The sequence below is a fragment of the Micromonospora sp. DT68 genome (genome assembly GCF_049847245.1).
Taxonomy (GTDB): domain Bacteria; phylum Actinomycetota; class Actinomycetes; order Mycobacteriales; family Micromonosporaceae; genus Micromonospora; species Micromonospora profundi.
In genome coordinates, this window is sequence record NZ_JBNCNZ010000016.1 from 1 (window position 1) to 17,611 (window position 17,611).

Genomic DNA, 17,611 nt, shown 5'->3' on the forward strand with positions numbered 1-17,611 from the left:
CCGGGGTATAAATCATAATTGGCACTGGCTTTACAAAGCACCCTGTTGAGTTCTCAAAGAACAACCACACACCGACCAGCAACCCAACTTGTGGGCTCCTTCGCGGGGCTTTACCGCTCTGCGCTCCGGCGCTTTCCAGCGCCAGGCACTTTTACTACGTTACCTGCGGGTTTCTGCCGTGTCAAACCGGTGTTTCGCGGTTCGTCGTGCTTCATCCCGTGTTGCAGGCGCCATGTCTCGACCGGCTTGCGCCGCCTCGTCATGGGTGTCGACAGGCCGGCCGCAGCGGTTTCCCGCTCGCTCGCCCGTTTCCCTGCCGACTGACTACCTTACCCGGTCGGTCTCGCCGCACCAAATCCGCCTCGCAGCGGATCGTTTGGCACCACCCGGCACCAGATCCAAGGAGCAAAACCCCTCCGACCCGATGGCCTTCCCGCGCTCCGGCCTTGCAGGCTTTCGCCTGTTTCGTCCGTTCCGCGCTGGCAGAGAGAAAGTTACGCGTCCGGCGGGATGATCGTCAAATCCGCCGGACGCGTCCCCCGTCACACCGTCGACAGTTGACTATCCGCCCAGCTCAACGCCGGCGAAGGAGCGCTTCCCGCGGCGCAGCACCAGGTAACGCCCATGCAGCAGGTCGGTCGGCGACACGGCAGCGTCCACCTCGGTCACTCGGTTGTTGTTGACGTAGGCGCCGCCCTCGGCGATCACCCGGCGGGCCTCCTTGAGACCGCTGACGAGGCCGGACTCCCGCAGCAGCCCCGCCACGTCCGGCAGGTCGCCGGAGAGTTGCACCAGCCCGGCCTCGGCCAGTGCCGCGCGCAGCGTCTCCGGGGCCAGGTCGTCGAGCGACCCGCGACCGAACAGCGCCTGGCTGGCGGCGATCGCCTGTCGGGTCTCCTCGGCGCCGTGCACCAGCGTGGTCAGCTCCTCGGCGAGCGCGCGCTGGGCCAACCGGGCGGCAGGTCGCTCGGCCGTCGCCTGTGCCAACTCCTCCAGCTCGGCACGCGACCGGAAGCTGAAGTACCGCAGGTAGCGGTCGACCTTTTGGTCCTCGACGTTGAGCCAGAACTGGTAGAACGCGTACGGACTGGTCATCGCGGGGTCGAGCCAGACGGCGCCGCCCTCGGTCTTGCCGAACTTGGTGCCGTCGGCCTTTGTGACAAGCGGCGTGGTGAACGCCTGCACCGGCCCCGCGCCACGCCGGCGTACGTAGTCGACGCCGGCGGTGATGTTGCCCCACTGGTCGGAGCCGCCGAACTGGAGCTGGCAGCCGTGCCGGCGGTGCAGCTCGAAGAAGTCGTTTGCCTGCAAAAGCTGGTAGCTGAACTCGGTGAAGCTGATGCCGGTCTCCAGGCGGGCCCGCACCACCTCCCGCGCCAGCATCTTGTTGACGGGGAAGTGCTTGCCCACGTCGCGCAGGAACTCGACCACCGACATCTCGCCGGTCCAGTCGAGGTTGTTGACCAGCTGCGCCGCGTTCTCACCGGTGTACGACACGAAGGGCGCGAGCTGGTCGCGGATGCGGTCGACCCAGCCGGCGATCACCTCGGGCGGGTTGAGCGTCCGCTCGGCGGTCTCCTTCGGGTCACCGATCTGCCCGGTCGCCCCGCCGACCAGCAGCAACGGCCGATGGCCGGCGAGTTGCAGCCGGCGGGCCATGGTGACCTGCATGAGGTGGCCGACGTGCAGGCTCGGCGCGGTGGGGTCGAAGCCCACGTAATAGGTGGCGGCACTCCCACCGTCGAGCAGCTCGCGTAGCTCGTCGGGGCCGGTCGAGTCCTGGATCAGGCCCCGCCAGAGCAGGTCATCGGTCAGGGAGGCCCGCCCGGAGGGCGGGAGGCTGCTGTCGGTCACGGTCACCGATTCTCCCCCATCGCCGGCGCGGACCCGTACCGGGTTTCGCGCAACCTGACCCCGTTACGCTTGCGCATTGTTGATCGAGGGGGTTTTTCGTGGAGATGCTGGACCTGACCGGTGGGCTCGTGGCCCTGCTGGGCCTGAAGTTCGAGGAGGCGACAGCCGATCGGGTGGTGATCAGCTGGCAGGTCCGACCGGAGCTGCACCAGCCGTTCGGGATCCAGCACGGGGGCGTGTACTGCTCGGTGGTGGAGACCGCGGCCAGTGTCGGCGGCGGGCTCTGGCTGGCTGACCGGGGCACGGTGGTGGGAGTGTCGAACCAGACCGACTTCCTGCGGGCCGTCCGCGACGGCGAGCTGCGGGCGGTTGGCACTCCCGTGCACCGGGGCCGCAGCCAGCAGCTCTGGCAGGTGGAGATCACCGACGCCGACGAGCGGCTGGTCGCCCGTGGTCAGGTCCGGCTCCAGAACCTCTCCAACGACTGACGGTCAGCTGCGGGCCTCGTCCAGCACCGGCTCGGCGTCGCTGTCAGCATCGGTGTCGACCTCGTCGGGTACCCGGCTCAGGCGTACCTCGGCGATGGCCCGGTGGTCGATGCCGGCCACCATGAGCACCCAGCCGTCCATGGTGATCTCCTCCCCCGCGACGGTGGGGATGTGCCCGAGGTGGGTGAGCACCAGCCCGGCGACCGTCGTGTAGTCACCGGCCGGCCTCGACGGCAGCTCGACGCCGATGTCCGGCAGGTCGTGGACCGGGAAGGTGCCGGGCAGCAGCAGCGCGCCGTCCGGGTCGCGGCGCACCGAGAAGCCGTCCCGGTCGGTCTCGTCGTAGATCTCCCCGACGATCTCCTCCAGGATGTCCTCAAGCGTCACGATCCCGTCGACGGCGCCGCGCTCGTCCACCACCAGCGCGATGTGCTGGCGCTCGGCCTTGAACTGACGCAGCGCGTCCACCACGGGCAGCGAGTCCGGCAGCAGCATCGGCGGGCGGGCGATCTCGTCGATCGGACGCTCGTCGGGCACACCCACCAGGTCACGCAGGTGGATCATGCCGACGGTGTCGTCCAGGCCGCCGTGGCGCACCACCGGCGCCCGGGAGTGCCCGGTGGCGGCGAGCACCAGCCGCGCGGCCTCCGCCGTGGTCCCGCTGTCGAGCGTGAAGACCTGCAACCGGGGTACGAGCACGGCCCGCAACCGTCGGTCGGCGATCTCCACTGCGCCGGCGATGATGGTGCGTTGTTCCTTCGTGAAGCCGTGGTTGCCGGCGACGATGTCGCGCAGCTCGTCCGGGCCGATCTCGTCCGGCTCGTGCTTCGGGTTGAGTCCGAACAGGCGGACCACCAGGTCGCTTGTCGCGCCGAGCGCCCAGACGGCCGGGCGGGTGAAGGCGGCGAGCAGGTCGAGCGGGCGTGCCACCAGCAGCGCCCAGCGCTCGGCCGACTGCATGGCGATCCGCTTGGGGGCCAGCTCGCCGAAGACCAGGGTGACGAAGGTCAGCACGAGGGTGACCGCCACGATCGCCACCGTCTCGGCGGCGCCGCCGAACACCCCGAGCAGGGGCACGAGGGGTTTGGCAAGCGAGACCGCCGCCGCCGCGGAGGCCAGGAAGCCGGCAAGGGTGATGCCGATCTGGATGGTGGCCAGGAAGCGGTTCGGATCCTTCGCCAGCCGGGCCAGCACCCGCCCGGCGCGGCTGGTGCGCTCCAACCGCTGGATCTGGCTGTCCCGCAGCGACACCAACGCCATCTCACTGCCGGCGAAGAGCGCGTTGATGACGATCAGAATTCCGACCAGGGCCAGTTGGCTCCCGTAGCTCTGCACGCCGCGTTCGCTCCCTCTCCGGTGGAGGCGCCGGCCGGTCCGCGCGGCGCCCGCCGGTCGGTGACCCCGCCCGGCGTACGCGTGTCTGTGCCCCGTCGGATGCCTGCCGAATCCTGCCGGGGCGGCGCTACGCGGATCCGGTGACCGGCGCGGCGGGAAGGTCCAGGACGTACGAGTCGCCCTCCGGGCGGAAGCCGAGCCGATGGTAGTAGGGGGCGACCATGCCGGGCGGGCTGATGACCCTGTGGAAACCCCGTTCGGTGAAGAGGCGACTGCGCCGGTAGACGAACTCGCCGGGGGTGAAGTCGCGGAACTTCGGGGTGACGTAGTCCAGGTCGATCTGGGCGACCCCGTGGGCTTCGGCGTGCGACAGCACCACGCCGACGACCTCGTCGGCGGTGACCACGAGGAAGGCCGAGCGGTTCGCGGCGGTCGGGTCCCAGTGGAAGTCGGGGTTGAACCGGGCGATGTCCGGCCCGTGCACCCGCAGCGTGTGGGCCAGGAACTGGTCGCCGACGCCGACCTCCACCACCTGGTAGGTCTGCTCGTCGTGGCGGGTGGCGAGCATCGCCCGCAGGTACCAGATGTTGATCACCGCGAGGACGATGTTGAGACCCACCATGGGCCAGACCTCGATGGCGGCGTTGTAGCCGATCAGTACCACGCAGCCGACGAGGTTGAGGGCGCGCAACCGCAGGACGCGCGACTGAAGCAGCGACCAGACCAGCACCGCGGAGCCGGCCCAGCCGACCAGATCCAACCAGTTCACCCCGCGAGACTAGTGCCCGCCCAGGTCAGGCCCTTCGGTGGGCAGTTCGAGCAGCCACTCCTGCACCTCGGCGCCGCGGCCGTTGGCGTACCCCGAGTCTTCGCCGACCACGACGAAGCCGCACTTGCGCAGCACCGCGAGCGAGGCGGCGTTGTCCTTGGCGGCGCGGGCGTGCACCGGCCGGGGCAGCTCGCGCAGCAGGGCGGTCAGGGCCGCCGTGGCGTGACCCCGGCCCCACCGGGCCGGATCGATCCAGTAGCTGACCTCGGTGCGGTCGCCCACCGGAAAGGCGGTGACGTGGCCGACGACCTCGCCGTCGGCCTCGATGGTGCGGACCACGTTCGCCGGGTCGGTGAGCACCCGCGCCCAGTGCCTGGCGAACTCCCGGTGGTCGGACGGGTCCTCGGGGCCGAACGCGGCCATCCGGTTGGCCTCCGGGTCCTGCTGGTGCAGGAAGAACTCCACGAGGTCGTCCTCGCGGACCGGGCGCAGCCGCACGTCGAAGGTCATCGGACGAGGGTACGCAGCAGGGGTGACAGTCTGAGCCGGCCGCAGCTGCTCCGACGGCCGTCCGCTCACGGTGGTGACCCGCACGACCGGCCACATGCGGTGCGGCTCAGGCGATCACGGCCGCCACGGCCAACGCGGCGGCGCACAGGGAACTCGCCACCGACAGCAGGCGACGCCAGGGCACCCGCGCGTCGACCGCCGGCAGGGCACGCCACCGGGTCGCCGCCAGGGCCACCGCCGCCGCCGACAGACCCGCTCCGAGCGGCCACAGCCAGGCGGGCACCAGGGACCAGTCCCCCAGTCGGTGCCCGAGACCGAGGTAGGCGAACGCCCACACCGTGGAAGCCAGCAGGGTCACGCGGTCCAGTTCACGTCGGCGGGCGGTGCCGAACAGGGAGAGGCCGCCGACGAAGGTGAAGGCCACCGCGAGACCGGCGCCGATCCACAGTGGCAGTGCCGGCGTCGCCGCCTCGGCGTCTTCCTGCGCCACTCCGAGCAGTCGCAGACCGACCGCCTCGACGCCCTTGTCGGTGTTGGCGAGCACCACCACCGCCCGACCGGTGGCGCGCTCGAAGCCGACGTAGGAGCGGAACCCGCCGGTCCCGCCGTTGTGCCAGACGATCTCGCGGTCGCCGTGGCGGGTGGTGAACCACCCGTACCCGATGCGGGTGTCGTCGTCGCTGCGGAAGCGGGCGGTGGCGGCGTCGGCGCCCGGCGCGGTGCCGGCGAGGGTGCCCGCGACCAGGCGGGCCAGGTCCTCGGCTGTGGACCAGGGGCCGACACCGGCTGCGGCGTACCCGGCTCCCCACCAGGGGTCGGACGGCCGCCCACCGGCCCGGCTTCCGTGGGCGCGGTCGGCCGGCAGGTCGTCGGCCCCGGTGGCGACCACGGTCGCGGTCATTCCGAGGGGCCGCAGCAGCCGTGCCTCCAGCAGATCGGGGTAGGTCGCGCCGGCCTTCGCGGCGAGCGCCTGGCCGAGAACGGACGGGCCGACGTTGGAGTAGTGCACCTCGCCGCGCCCGTCGCCGGGGGTGGCCCGGTCGGCGATGTTCCGGACGCCGTGGACGTCCTGCCCGGCGTAGGGGTTGCCGCCGGAGACGTTGGACCAGAGGACGCGCGCCCAGCCCAGCGCGGAGCCGGCGGCCAGCCGAGGCAGGCCGGCCCGGTGGCTGGACAGCTCGGCCAGCGTGACGTCGCGGGCGGGGCCGGTGACCGTGGGCCACGTGTCGCCGAGCCGGTCGTCGGGGCGCACGACACCGGCGGCGGCCTGGTCGGCGAGGAGCATTCCGGTGAGGACCTTGGTGACCGACCCGATCTCGAACGCGGTGCCGGTCTCGACGGGCCGGCCGTCGGGGTCCCGGTCGCCCAGGCCGGCGGTGCGGATCCGCCCGTTCTCGACCAGGGCTACGGCGAGCCCGCGGTGCCCCTTCGGGTCGGGCACGGCCGCCCGGGCGGTGCGAGCGAGGTCGGGGTCGCCGGTCACCTGTGCGCCGAGACGCGGGACGCGGGGCATCAGCGCGGCCCCGACGAGGCCGGCGGCGAGCGCCACGACGAGTGCGGTGACGATTGTTCTCCGCATGCTGTTCCTTCGGTCGGAGGGGTGGCCACCTGGCGGTGGCTCGACGATCGAGGGCTGCGACGGGCGTGGGCCGGCTTATCGGCCGGCGGCGGCGAGGATGGCCAGCAGCGGCACCACGCGTTCGGCGGGAACGGCGTACCGGCCCCGGCCGACGCTGCGCAGCCAACCGGCGGCGGTGAGCTGGCGTAGGTGGTGGTGGAGCTGGCCGGTGGTGCCCAACTCCTCGATCTCGGCCAGTTCGCCAGTGCCCTGCCGGCCGCCGAGAACCTCCCGCAACAGCCGGAGCCGCACCCCGTGGGCCAGCGCGGACAGGGTGGCGGCCAGCTCCGTCCAGTCGCCGTCGAGCAGATCGTCGACGGTGCGCCCGTACTGCCAGTCGTAGTGCTGGTCGGCGACGCGGACGGTGCCGGTGTAGAGGACGGCGCCCGTGCCGTCGGACGGCAGGCGCTGCTTGAGGCCGTCGAGAGCCCAGAAGGTGCCCTCGGGCGCGGGTGGTGTGTCCGGCGGGGCGGGTGTCGACGTCAGGCGCTCGGTCAGGGCGGCGACCTGTGCCTCCAGCGCGGCGAGTCGCTCTTCGATGTGCGTCATGCGTCGATACTACGAACATACGTAGTATCGTGCAAGCGGTGTTTCGCGGCGCGGCCCCGACACGGGCCGTTGGTCCCGGGTCCAGCGGGCGCAACGCCCCTGCCTCCCCGGAGCCCACCGCGCGAAGGTGGGTGGGGATGGCGTGCCTTCGACACGCCGCGCGAGGTAGGGAGCTCACGGTGGCCAAGACCGGCGTACCGGTCCGAACGCTGGAGGCAACGGTCGACGTGCCCACCCCGGGAGGGCTCGATTCGGCGGAGGCCGCCGCCCGGCTGCAGGCGAACGGACCCAACGCGGTGGCGCCGCCACCGCGCCGGCATGTGGTCCTCCGGGTCCTGCGCCAGCTCACCGACCCACTGGTCGCGTTGCTGCTCGCCGCGGCAGTGGTCACCACCGCGCTCGGCGACTACCCGGACACCGCAGTGATCCTCCTGGTCGTGCTGGTGAACACGGTCATCGGGTTGGTGCAGGAAATCCGCGCGGACCGGGCCATCGCGGCGCTTGGCCAACTCGCCGCCCCCGCCGCCCGGGTGGTGCGCGACGGCCGCGACCAGGCCGTCCCGGCCGCCGACCTGGTGCACGGCGATCTGGTCCGGATCGAGGCCGGCGACATCGTGCCGGCCGACCTGCTGCTGGTCGAGGCCAACCGGCTGCAACTGGACGAATCCGCGTTGAGCGGTGAGTCCGTGCCGGTGGGGCGCACCGCCGGTCAGGAGGCGCTGGCCGGGACTGTCGTCACCACCGGACGCGCCGACGGCACCGTGATCCGGACGGGGCCGGCGAGCGCGCTGGGCCGGATCAGCACACTTGTGGCGGGCACCCGCCCGTCGGCCACACCGTTGCAGCGCCGGCTCTCGGCCCTGGGCCGCACACTCGGTCTGATCGCTGTCGCGCTGTCTGGGCTGGTCTTCGCGATCGGGGTGATCGGCGGCCGACCGGTCGTGGACATGGCCGTCACGGCGGTGAGCCTTGTCGTCGCGGCGGTGCCCGAGTCGCTGCCTGCGGTGGTGACCCTGGCCCTGGCGCTGGGCGCACGCCGGATGGCCGCCGCGAAGGCCATCCCGCGCCGGCTGCACGCTGTGGAGACCCTCGGCTCGGTGACCGTGATCGCCTCCGACAAGACCGGCACCCTCACCGAGGGCCGGATGGCGGTGCAGCAGGTCGTCACCACCGACGGGGCGCGATACCAGGTCACCGGCAGCGGGTACGCCCCGCACGGCGCCGTACACCGGGATGGTGCCGCGGTGGCCGTACCGGAGGACCTGCGCCGGCTGGCGCGGGCCGGTCTGCTCTGCAACGACGCCGCCCTGTCACCTCCGGACGACGAGCGACCGGACTGGGGTGCCGTGGGCGACCCGCTCGAAGCGGCGCTCGTCGCCTTCGCCGCCCGCGCCGGCCTCGACCCGCAGACCACCCGCGCTGCCTGGCCACGGGTAGCCGAGCACCCCTTCGACCAGGCGCAACGCCGGATGGTCACCGTGCACCGGTCCTGCGACCAGCGCTACCTCGTGGTCTGCAAGGGCGCTCCGGAGAGCGTCCTCAACTCGACGCTGCTCGACGCCACCGACGACGAGATCGCCGCGCTGACCCGCGGCGCCCACCAACTCGCCGCCGAAGGGCTGCGGGTCCTCGCCGTGGCCGCCGCCCTGGTGGACACCGTGCCAGACCTCGCCGCGCCGACCGGCCTGCGCCCGCTGGGGCTGACCGCCGTCGGTGACCCGCTACGCGCGGCCGCTCCGGAGATCGCCGACAGTCTCGACACCGCCGGGGTACGTCTGCTGCTGATCACCGGTGATCACCCGGCCACCGCCGCCGCGATCGGCTCACAGCTGGGCCTGTGGCGCGACGGTGACCCGCTGGCCCGTGGCGACGACGACTCCACGCCCACGCATCCGGACACCCGGGTCTTCGCCCGGACACAGCCGGAACAGAAGCTCGACATCATCGCCGACCTGCAGTCCCGTGGCCATGTGGTAGCGATGACAGGCGACGGGGTCAACGACGCGCCAGCGCTGCGCCGCGCCGACATCGGGGTGGCGATGGGCGGCGGCACCGAGGTCGCCCGGCAGGCCGCCGACCTGGTCCTCGTCGACGACGACCTGTCCACCGTCACCACAGCGATCGGCGAGGGCCGGCGCATCTACGACAACATCCGCCGGTTCCTGCGGTACGCCCTCGCCGGTGGAGTCGCCGAAATCCTGGTGATGCTTGTCGGCCCGCTGTTCGGCCTGGCAGTGCCCCTGCAACCCGCACAGATCCTCTGGGTGAACCTGCTGACCCACGGAGTGCCCGGGGTGGCTCTCGGCGCGGAACCGGCCGAACCCGGCACGCTGCGTCGAGCGCCCCGCTCGCCGCAGGAGTCGGTGCTCGGTGCCGGTCTGGGCCGCGACGTCCTGTTCACCGGCGCGTTGATCGCCGCCGTGGTGCTCGGCGCCGGCGTGGTCGCCGCTGCCCGGGACCTGCCCTGGCAGTCCGTGGTCTTCGTCGTGCTCGGGCTGGCCCAGCTCGGCGTGGCGCTGGCGGTCCGGGCTCCCCGGCCGGCGGGCACTCGACGCGGCAACCCCGGCCTGCTCGTCGCGGTCGCCGTGTCGGCGCTGCTCCAGGTCGGCGGAGTGCTGCTCCCCCCGCTGCGCGAGCTGCTCGACACCGAGCCGCTGACACCGGCAGTGCTGCTGGCCTGCGCGGCGGTCAGCGCCCTGCCCGGCCTGGTGCTGCGGCTGACCCGACGCCGTCCGACGCCGCCGGCACCGTCCGACGGTGCTGTGGACGGCACCGCCGGGCCGCAGTCGCGACGCTCGGACGCCACCGACAGGCAGCCGCAGCACGCCGACGCCGTGCCGCAGTCGAGGCGCCCGGACGCCGCCGACGGGCAGTCGCGGTAGGCGGATGCCGGGCCGCCGTCGTCGGCACGCGGACGCCTTCCGGTGGCGGTCGCGGGCCGGCGACGGGACCAATGGCCCCCGGCCTCCTACCCTCCTGCCCTGATCATCGGGCCGACGCCGTAGGAGAATGGAGCTCGAACAGAGGAGGAACGTGATGACCAAGCGATCCGGTGCCCCCGTGGTGGTGGCTGTTGACGGTTCGACATCAGCGCTGGAGGCGGTGCGGGTCGCCGCCCGCGAGGCCTCAACGCGAGGCCGGGCGCTGCGGGTGGTGCACGCGTTCATCTGGCCGCTCTACGAGGTGCCGCTGACGCCGGCGCCGGGCGCTCCCGCCGACGCCGGGTTCCGCGCCCAGGCCGACAAGCTCGTCGCCGAAGCGGTGACCGAGGCCACCAAGGTCGCTCCGGACCTCACCGTCACCGGCGCCGTGATCGACGGCGCCGCCACGCCGGTGCTGCTGGCCGAGGCGCGGGACGCGAAGCTGCTGGTGCTCGGCAGCCGGGGCCTGGGCGGGTTCGGCGGGCTGCTGCTCGGCTCGGTGGCGGTGCAGGTCTCCGCCCGCGCCGACTGCCCGGTGCTCGTGGTCAAGGGTGAGGCCCGCGCCGACGGGCCGGTAGTGGTCGGGGTCGACGGCTCGACGCTGTCCGCCGAGGCGCTGGGCTTCGCCTACGAGGCCGCCTCGTTGCGGGGCACCAACCTGGTGGCCGTGCACGGCTGGACCATCCCGGTCCCGCCGAGCGACCTCCTGCCGCTGGGCTACGACGTGCAGGCGCTCGCCGCCGAAGAGGAGCGCGTCCTCGCCCAGGCGCTCGCCGGCTGGTCCGAGCGGTACCCGGACGTGCACGTACGGCAGCGGGTGGCCTACGGCGCGCCCGCCCGGCTGCTTGTGGAGGAGTCGGCCGGGGCGCAGCTCACAGTTGTCGGGGCACGCGGCCGGGGCGCGCTGGCCGGCGTCCTGCTCGGCTCGGTGAGCCACGCGGTGCTGCACCACTCGCAGAGCCCGGTGGCTGTCATCCGGCAGAGCAAGAAGAACTGACGTCGCGTTGTCCGCGCCGGCCGCACCCGGGTCGGCGCGGACCCGTGATCGCGTCGACGCGGGCGGAGCCGCCCGGCTGGTCCGTGCCGGCGCGTTCGGCGGCGTCGCCGGGGACGCACCGCCGACAATGAGCTGACCGACCCTGGGAGAGCCCGATGAACCGACCTGTCGTGGCAGGCGTGGACGGATCGCCGTCAAGCCTCGTCGCCGCGGAACACGCCGCCCGCGCCGCCCTGCTCCGGTCCCGGCCACTGCTGCTTGTGCACGGCTACCTGCACCCCCTCGGCTACGGCGTGCCGCTCAACCCGTACGACCTCGGGGTGCCGGCGCCGTCGGCCGAGGCGCAGAAGATGCTTGAGCGCACCGCGGCGGACCTCGCCGACCGGTGGCCCGGCCTCAGCGTCGAGGTGCGCCAGGTCGCCGGTGGACCCGGCGCCACAATGGTCGAGGAGTCCCGCCGGGCCGACCTGGTGGTGGTGGGCAGTCGAGGACTGGGCGGGTTCGTCGGGCTGCTGCTCGGCTCGGTGGACGCGCAGGTGGCCGCGCACGCGCACTGCCCGGTGCTCGTGGTCCGCCCGGACGAGCAGCCCATCGACATGGACGCTCCGGTGCTTGTCGGCGTGGACGGCTCCGAGGCGTCCCGACTCGCCGCCGGCTACGGCGCGGCCGAGGCGACGCTACGGAAGGTGCCGCTGGTGCTTGTGCACGTCGGCCCGCCCGGCGAGGACCGCGCCACGCCGGAGGAGATCGAGGAGTCGCAGGCCGCGTACCAGGCCGAGGCGGTGCGGCTGCTCGCCGACGCGTCCGCCGCCGTCCGCGCCGAGTATCCCGACCTGGTGGTACGCGAGCATCCGGTCCGGGCAGCCGGCGCGGCCCAGGGGCTCATCGAGGCCAGCGCCACTGCGTCGTTGCTGGTCGTGGGCACCCGGGGCCGGCACGGATTCACCGGTCTGCTGCTCGGCTCGGTCAGCCAGGCAGTCATCCAGCACGCACACTGCCCTGTGCTTGTCGCGCATCCGTACCCGGCCTAGTTGACCGGGGCGTCGTCGCCTCTGCCGAGCATCTGCAGGAAGTCGGTGGTGAGGGCGAACGGGTCGGCCGGGCCGCTGGCGGGCGGCCGGAGCTCCACCTGGTCGGCCAACTCGCCGGCAGCGCGCCCGATGCGGCCCCGCAGGGCTCCGTCGGCGGTGCCACCGGACCAGTCCTCCGGCGCGGCGAAGACCGATGTGGGGACCACCACCGCCCGCAGGTAGCTGAACATCGGGCGGATGGCGTGCTCCAGCGCCAGCGAGTGCCGTGCGGTGCCGCCGGTGGCCCCGATCAGCACCGGCCGGCCGACGAGCGACTCGGCCTCCAGCACGTCGAAGAAGGACTTGAACAGCCCGTTGTACGACGCGTTGAAGATCGGCGTGACGGCGATGAGCCCGTCGGACCCGGTCACCGCGTCGACGGCCTCGCGTAGCGCGGCCGGCGGGAACCCGGTGAGCATGTTGTTCACCACGTCGTGGGCGTACTCCCGCAGGTCGACGACGCGCAGCTGCACGGTGTTGCCGCGCCGGGCCAGCTCGTCGCGGGTGGCCGCGGCGAGCTGGTCGGCGAGCAGCCGGGTGGACGAGGGCTGGCTCAGCCCCGCCGAGACCACGGCCACTGTGCGCTGGGTCATCGGGCCACCTCGGGCGCCTTGCCGGTGACGTCGTCGACGGCGTGCACTGTGCTGTCCGCGCCGCCGCCGGCCGTGGCGACAAGTGAGGCGTGCGTGGGCGCGTCCGGCACGTGCGCCGGGCGCAGCGACTCGAACTCCTTGCGCAGCACCGGCACGACCTCCTCGCCGAGCAGGTCGAGCTGCTCCAGCACCGTCTTCAGCGGCAGCCCGGCGTGGTCCACCAGGAACAGCTGGCGCTGGTAGTCGCCGACGTACTCGCGGAAGCCCAGCGTGCGGTCGATGACCTGCTGCGGGCTGCCCACTGTCAGCGGGGTCTCCCGGGTGAACTCCTCAAGCGACGGCCCGTGCCCGTAGACCGGGGCGTTGTCGAAGTACGGCCGGAACTCCCGGACGGCGTCCTGCGAGTTGCGGCGCATGAACACCTGCCCGCCGAGGCCGACGATGGCCTGGTCGGCGGTGCCGTGGCCGTAGTGCGCGTACCGCTCGCGGTAGAGCCCGACCATCCGCTGGGTGTGCTCCTTGGGCCAGAAGATGTGGTTGGCGAAGAAGCCGTCACCGTAGTAGGCGGCCTGCTCGGCGATCTCCGGGCTGCGGATCGAGCCGTGCCAGACGAACGGCGGTACGCCGTCGAGCGGGCGCGGCGTCGAGGTGAACGACTGCAACGGCGTGCGGTAGCGGCCCTTCCAGTCGACCACGTCCTCGCGCCACAGCCGGCGCAGCAGGTCGTAGTTCTCGATCGCAAGGGGGATGCCGGCGCGGATGTCCTTGCCGAACCACGGGTAGACCGGGCCGGTGTTGCCACGGCCCATCATGAGGTCGACCCGACCGTCGGCCAGGTGCTGGAGCATCGCGTAGTCCTCGGCGATCTTCACCGGGTCGTTTGTGGTGATCAGCGTGGTCGCTGTGGACAGCAGCAGCCGCTCGGTGCGGGCCGCGATGTAGCCAAGCATGGTGGTCGGCGACGACGGCACGAACGGCGGGTTGTGGTGCTCGCCGGTGGCGAAGACGTCCAGCCCGACCTCTTCGGCCTTGAGCGCGATGGCGACCATCGCCTTGATCCGCTCATGCTCGGTCGGCTCCCGACCGGTGGTCGGATCGACCGTGACATCCCCGACGGTGAAGACTCCGAACTGCATGACCAGCTCCTCGCGTGTCGAACCGGGTCTGTGGTACCCGGACGCAGCTCACAACTTATTTGACGAGTCAACTATTCCGCCAGCGGGACGCCTCGCAGTGGCGCCGGTCACTGCCAGGGGCCGCTCACCCGCCCGCCACCGACGGCAGCACCTGCACCTGGGCGCCCTCACCGACGGGCGTGGCCAGCCCGCCGGAGTGCCGGCAGTCTTCCCCGTCGACGTAGACGTTGACGTAGCGGCGTAGCTCGCCGCGCTCGTCGCGGATGCGTCGGGCCAACCGGGGGTGGACGGCGGCCAGCTCGTCGAGGACCGCCCGCAGCGTGCCACCGGCGTCGACGGTCAGCCGACTGGCGCCGCCGGCCTCGCCCCGCAGCGGGCCGGGCAGCAGCACGGTGACCACTCAGATCACCGCGGCCCGGACGCAGAGCACATCGGGCAGATGCGCGGCCACCTGCGACCAGGAGTCACCCTCGTCGCGGCTGGCGTAGACCTCGCCGGAGCGGGTGCCGAAGTAGACCCCGCCCGGGGCGGCGTCGTCCGCGCACATCGCGTCGCGCAGCACCGCCGGATAGAACGGCCCCTCCGGCAACCCCACCGACAGCGGCTCCCACTTCGCCCCCGCGTCGACCGAACGGAACACCCGGCACCGGTGGTCGGCCGGGAAGCGCTCGCCGTCGGCCACAAGCGGGAACGTCCACACCACGCCGGCACGCCCGGGGTGGGCCACCATCGGGAAACCGAAGTCGCTGGGCAGCCCGTCGGCGATGGACGACCAGGTGGTGCCGTCGTCGTCGGAGCGGTAGACGCCGTGGTGGTTCTGCGCGTACAGCCGGTCGGGGTTGCCGGCGTCCCGCGCGACCTTGTGCACACACTGGCCGAACTCCGGCCACTCGTCGGGCAGGAAGTAGGCGCGGATGCCGGTGTTCGCCGGAGCCCAACTCGCCCCCGCGTCCTGCGAGCGGTAGACCCCGCCGGTGGACATCGCGACCAGCAGGCGAGCCGGGTCACGCGGGTGGGGCAGCACTGTGTGCACTGCCTGGCCGCCGAACCCGGCCTCCCACTGCTGCCGGTGCGGATGGTCCCAGAGTGAGCGGACCAGCTCGAACGTACGGCCGCCGTCGGTGGAGCGGAACAACGCCGACGGCTCGGTGCCCGCCCAGACCACGTCCGGCTCGTCGGGGCCGGCCGGAGTCAACTGCCAGACCCGGCCCAGCGTCGCGCCCGTGTCGGACGGGAACGCGACGGGTGCCTCGTCGGGCTCGTCCCAGGAGGCGCCGAGGTCGTCGCTCGTGGCGACGCTGGGCCCGAAGTGTGAGCTGGTCATCCCGGCGAGCAGCCGAGGGGTGGACCGCCGGGTGTCGACCGCCACGGCATACACACCGGTCATCGGAAAGTGCGGGCCGGTGACCTCCCAACTGCGCCGGTCGTCGGCGCTCGTGGCGAGGAACAGCCCCTTGGCGGTGCCGATCGCGAGCAGTGTTGCCATGACGTCCTCCGAACCGTCCACGGACAGGTGCGGTGATTATGGCCACACCCTCCGACAGGTTCGCCGGACACACACCTGCCGTTTCAGTGCTGGACGAGACCGCCGACCGGAACCGGGGCGACGTGGCCGGTGGCCGGAAGCGTCTGCGCGAGCGCGAGGCCGACGTCGACCAACCCTGATCGGCGTAGGCAGGCCACGTCGGCTAGCGGAGTCCAGACCGACTCGGCTGTCGCGCCGTTCGGCTCGGGCCGGAGTGTGCCACCGGTGATCCGGACCTGATAGAAGATTCCGACGTTCTGGTGCTCCCGGCCCCGCAGCGCCTCGGCAGCGGGGATGACTCTGGAGTCGACGCCCAGGAGCCGCTCCACCACCGCCTCGCAGCCGGTCTCCTCGGCGACCTCCCGGATCACCGCGTCGAACGGATCCTCCGCGTGCTCGACCTTGCCACCCGGAAGGGTCCAGTGGCTGCCCGACGCTGACACGAAACGGGCGAGCAGGACCCGCTCGTTCTGGACGCACACGGCGTAGGCCGCCAGCCGGAAGCTCATGCCCGCACCTCCCGGCCGACCCTAACCCGACGCACTGTTTCCACAGTGTCCGATATCTACTCGCCAGATCAGCGACCGGCCGCCCGCGCGGTCCGGCGGCGGGGCGTGTGCCGCCGGTAGGTGCTCACCGTGGCGTCGCCGGTGATCCAGAAACGCCACGGGACGTCGTGCGCGGCGGCGACTCCGACCCTCGGGCCGGCGGAGATGGCCGTATCCGCGACCGGGCGGGTCGGCGGCGTGAGCAGAAGGGGCCCGGTGCCGTCGAGCACTGACGTGCCGTTGGCGGAAGCGGTGATCCCGAGCGCGACCACAAGCCTCGCAGGTCCCCGAGCAAGGTCGCGGTCGGCCACCTTCTCCCCCCGGCGTTTGCGGGCGATGTCCACGCCGTCGACGACCTCGCCGGCTCGCAGTAGGACGGCGGACGCCTCCCCCTCAGCGCCGCACACGATGTTCAGACACCAGTGCACGCCGAACACGAAGTAGGTGTAGGCGTGTCCTGCCGGACCGAACATCACGGTGGTACGGGGTGTCGGGCCTCGGTGGGCGTGCGATGCCGGGTCCTCTCCCGTGCCCGCGTACGCCTCGACCTCGGTCAGCCGAACCCGGACGCCGTTGGCCGAGATCTCCCAGCCGAGCAGGGTCCGTGCGGTCTCGGCGACGTCGCTCGCGGGGGCGGTCAACCAGGGGTAGTTCATCCGACCAGGAAACCCCGCCTCAACCGTGGCCGGCAACCCGGCGTGCAGGACAGGTCGCCCTCCAGCCTCGACGCGGGCCTTTCAACGTTCTGTTGACAATCTGGCGTTGATGGGGTGTGCTCGAGGTATGACAGCCATCGACGACCCGTTCACCGCGCCCGACCCCGCCCGAGCCCGCGCTCACCGCACCTACGAGGCGCTGTACCGCATCAGCGAGCGGCACGCCGGCACCGCCGACCGGCGGCAGCGCTGGGCACACCCGTCCGTGCTGGACCCGTGGGAGGCGGTGGCACTGGTCACCGCGCTGGCCGTGGGCGGGGCCGAGCGGGAGCCGACGGAGGAACCGGTCGACACGGCCGACCTCACCGCCGCGCTGACGCTGCTGCCGCACGTACGCGCCGAACTCGACGCCCTGGAGGCGGGGCTGCTGACCCTGGCCCGCGACCGGGGGCTCACCTGGCAGTCCATCGCGTACGGGCTGGGGCTGGGCAGCGCGCAGGCCGCCCGGCAGCGCTACGAGCGGGTCGCCGCCCGGTCAGCCGTGCAGACCACCGATCCCGCACCGCGACACGAGGGCTGACCGGCACGCCGGCCAGCGAGGGCGGCACGCGGGTGATGCTCGGGCGGGCACACTGTGCGCACGACGATTCCGGGAGGAGCTTCATGGACCGCGCGGAGATGCTGGCGTACTGCCTGGCCAAGCCGGGAGCGTGGCTGGACCGGCCGTGGGAGAACGACGAGGTGGTGAAGGTCGGCAGCCGGATCTTCGCGTTCCTCGGCAACGGCGACGGCCAGCCGACTGTCGGTCTGAAGTGCGGCGCGACACGCGAGATCGCCGATGAGTGGCTGCACCGTCACCCCGACGACGCCCGTCCGATGGCGTACATCGGCCGGTCCGGGTGGAACACGCTGCAACTCGACGGCGGAATCGACGCCGACGAGCTGACCGAGGCCGTCGACTCGTCGTACGACATGGTGGTGGCGAAGCTCCCGAAGCGCGAGCGCCCGACGGCCTGAGCCGGCCGCGGCGCCGGAAGCGGGA

At 72.4% G+C, this 17,611-nt stretch carries 18 protein-coding genes; 6 read left to right on the top strand and 12 right to left on the bottom strand.

What is annotated here, in order from left to right; genetic code table 11:
* Positions 1–561: 561 nt before the first annotated feature.
* Positions 562–1,854: a tyrosine--tRNA ligase gene (tyrS, locus tag ACPXB1_RS24205; protein ID WP_425735853.1), complete on the bottom strand. Its 1,293-nt coding sequence runs from the start codon at positions 1,852–1,854 to the stop codon at positions 562–564.
* Between the two features lie 104 nt (positions 1,855–1,958).
* Between tyrS and ACPXB1_RS24210 the strand changes: the two genes are divergently transcribed.
* Positions 1,959–2,342 (top strand): PaaI family thioesterase, encoded by a 384-nt coding sequence (locus ACPXB1_RS24210; RefSeq protein ID WP_355630315.1) that lies wholly within the window; start codon positions 1,959–1,961, stop codon positions 2,340–2,342.
* A 3-nt stretch (positions 2,343–2,345) separates the two neighbouring features.
* Here the strand turns inward: ACPXB1_RS24210 and ACPXB1_RS24215 are convergent, their stop codons facing one another.
* From ACPXB1_RS24215 to ACPXB1_RS24235, 5 genes are all read right to left on the bottom strand, one after another.
* A complete protein-coding gene (locus tag ACPXB1_RS24215) occupies positions 2,346–3,677 on the bottom strand; it encodes a hemolysin family protein (protein WP_425735817.1) in 1,332 nt (443 codons plus the stop codon).
* Between the two features lie 127 nt (positions 3,678–3,804).
* On the bottom strand, positions 3,805–4,446 hold the full coding sequence (locus tag ACPXB1_RS24220) for a hypothetical protein (protein WP_355630252.1): 642 nt from the start codon (positions 4,444–4,446) through the stop codon (positions 3,805–3,807).
* Between the two features lie 9 nt (positions 4,447–4,455).
* Positions 4,456–4,956, bottom strand: a complete 501-nt coding sequence (locus ACPXB1_RS24225) for a GNAT family N-acetyltransferase (RefSeq protein ID WP_355630255.1) — start codon at positions 4,954–4,956, stop codon at positions 4,456–4,458.
* A 106-nt stretch (positions 4,957–5,062) separates the two neighbouring features.
* Complete coding sequence (locus tag ACPXB1_RS24230) at positions 5,063–6,535, bottom strand: serine hydrolase domain-containing protein (protein WP_425735818.1); 1,473 nt, start codon at positions 6,533–6,535, stop codon at positions 5,063–5,065.
* Between the two features lie 75 nt (positions 6,536–6,610).
* A complete protein-coding gene (locus ACPXB1_RS24235) occupies positions 6,611–7,123 on the bottom strand; it encodes an ArsR/SmtB family transcription factor (protein WP_355630261.1) in 513 nt (170 codons plus the stop codon).
* Positions 7,124–7,302: 179 nt separating this feature from the next.
* Between ACPXB1_RS24235 and ACPXB1_RS24240 the strand changes: the two genes are divergently transcribed.
* The 3 genes from ACPXB1_RS24240 (at position 7,303) to ACPXB1_RS24250 (ending at position 12,072) form a co-directional block, all read left to right on the top strand.
* Positions 7,303–10,005, top strand: a complete 2,703-nt coding sequence (locus ACPXB1_RS24240; RefSeq protein WP_355630264.1) for a cation-translocating P-type ATPase — start codon at positions 7,303–7,305, stop codon at positions 10,003–10,005.
* A 154-nt stretch (positions 10,006–10,159) separates the two neighbouring features.
* Positions 10,160–11,041, top strand: coding sequence for a universal stress protein (locus ACPXB1_RS24245; RefSeq protein WP_355630266.1), 882 nt, complete (start codon positions 10,160–10,162; stop codon positions 11,039–11,041).
* A 155-nt stretch (positions 11,042–11,196) separates the two neighbouring features.
* Positions 11,197–12,072 carry a universal stress protein gene (locus tag ACPXB1_RS24250; RefSeq protein WP_425735819.1) on the top strand — a complete coding sequence of 292 codons (876 nt, stop codon included), beginning with the start codon at positions 11,197–11,199 and terminating at the stop codon, positions 12,070–12,072.
* Here ACPXB1_RS24250 and ACPXB1_RS24255 read toward each other — a convergent pair.
* From ACPXB1_RS24255 to ACPXB1_RS24280, 6 genes are all read right to left on the bottom strand, one after another.
* Positions 12,069–12,704: an FMN reductase gene (locus tag ACPXB1_RS24255; RefSeq protein WP_425735820.1), complete on the bottom strand. Its 636-nt coding sequence runs from the start codon at positions 12,702–12,704 to the stop codon at positions 12,069–12,071. The genes ACPXB1_RS24250 and ACPXB1_RS24255 overlap by 4 nt on opposite strands.
* Entirely contained in the window at positions 12,701–13,840 is a 1,140-nt protein-coding gene (locus tag ACPXB1_RS24260; RefSeq protein ID WP_425735821.1) for an LLM class flavin-dependent oxidoreductase, read from the bottom strand. The genes ACPXB1_RS24255 and ACPXB1_RS24260 overlap by 4 nt, the downstream gene beginning before the upstream one ends.
* Positions 13,841–13,964: 124 nt before the next feature.
* Positions 13,965–14,240, bottom strand: coding sequence for a ubiquitin-like small modifier protein 1 (locus ACPXB1_RS24265; protein WP_425735822.1), 276 nt, complete (start codon positions 14,238–14,240; stop codon positions 13,965–13,967).
* A complete protein-coding gene (locus ACPXB1_RS24270) occupies positions 14,241–15,326 on the bottom strand; it encodes a WD40/YVTN/BNR-like repeat-containing protein (RefSeq protein ID WP_425735823.1) in 1,086 nt (361 codons plus the stop codon).
* 83 nt (positions 15,327–15,409) lie between these two features.
* Positions 15,410–15,874 carry an NUDIX domain-containing protein gene (locus ACPXB1_RS24275; protein ID WP_425735824.1) on the bottom strand — a complete coding sequence of 155 codons (465 nt, stop codon included), beginning with the start codon at positions 15,872–15,874 and terminating at the stop codon, positions 15,410–15,412.
* 68 nt (positions 15,875–15,942) lie between these two features.
* Positions 15,943–16,569, bottom strand: coding sequence for a DNA-3-methyladenine glycosylase (locus ACPXB1_RS24280; protein ID WP_425735825.1), 627 nt, complete (start codon positions 16,567–16,569; stop codon positions 15,943–15,945).
* Between the two features lie 127 nt (positions 16,570–16,696).
* Between ACPXB1_RS24280 and ACPXB1_RS24285 the strand changes: the two genes are divergently transcribed.
* Both ACPXB1_RS24285 and ACPXB1_RS24290 read left to right on the top strand, forming a co-directional pair.
* The gene (locus tag ACPXB1_RS24285; RefSeq protein ID WP_425735826.1) at positions 16,697–17,149 is read left to right on the top strand and encodes a DNA-binding protein; all 453 of its coding nucleotides are present in this window, start codon (positions 16,697–16,699) and stop codon (positions 17,147–17,149) included.
* Positions 17,150–17,232: 83 nt separating this feature from the next.
* Entirely contained in the window at positions 17,233–17,586 is a 354-nt protein-coding gene (locus tag ACPXB1_RS24290; RefSeq protein ID WP_053655506.1) for an MmcQ/YjbR family DNA-binding protein, read from the top strand.
* Positions 17,587–17,611: the final 25 nt, after the last annotated feature.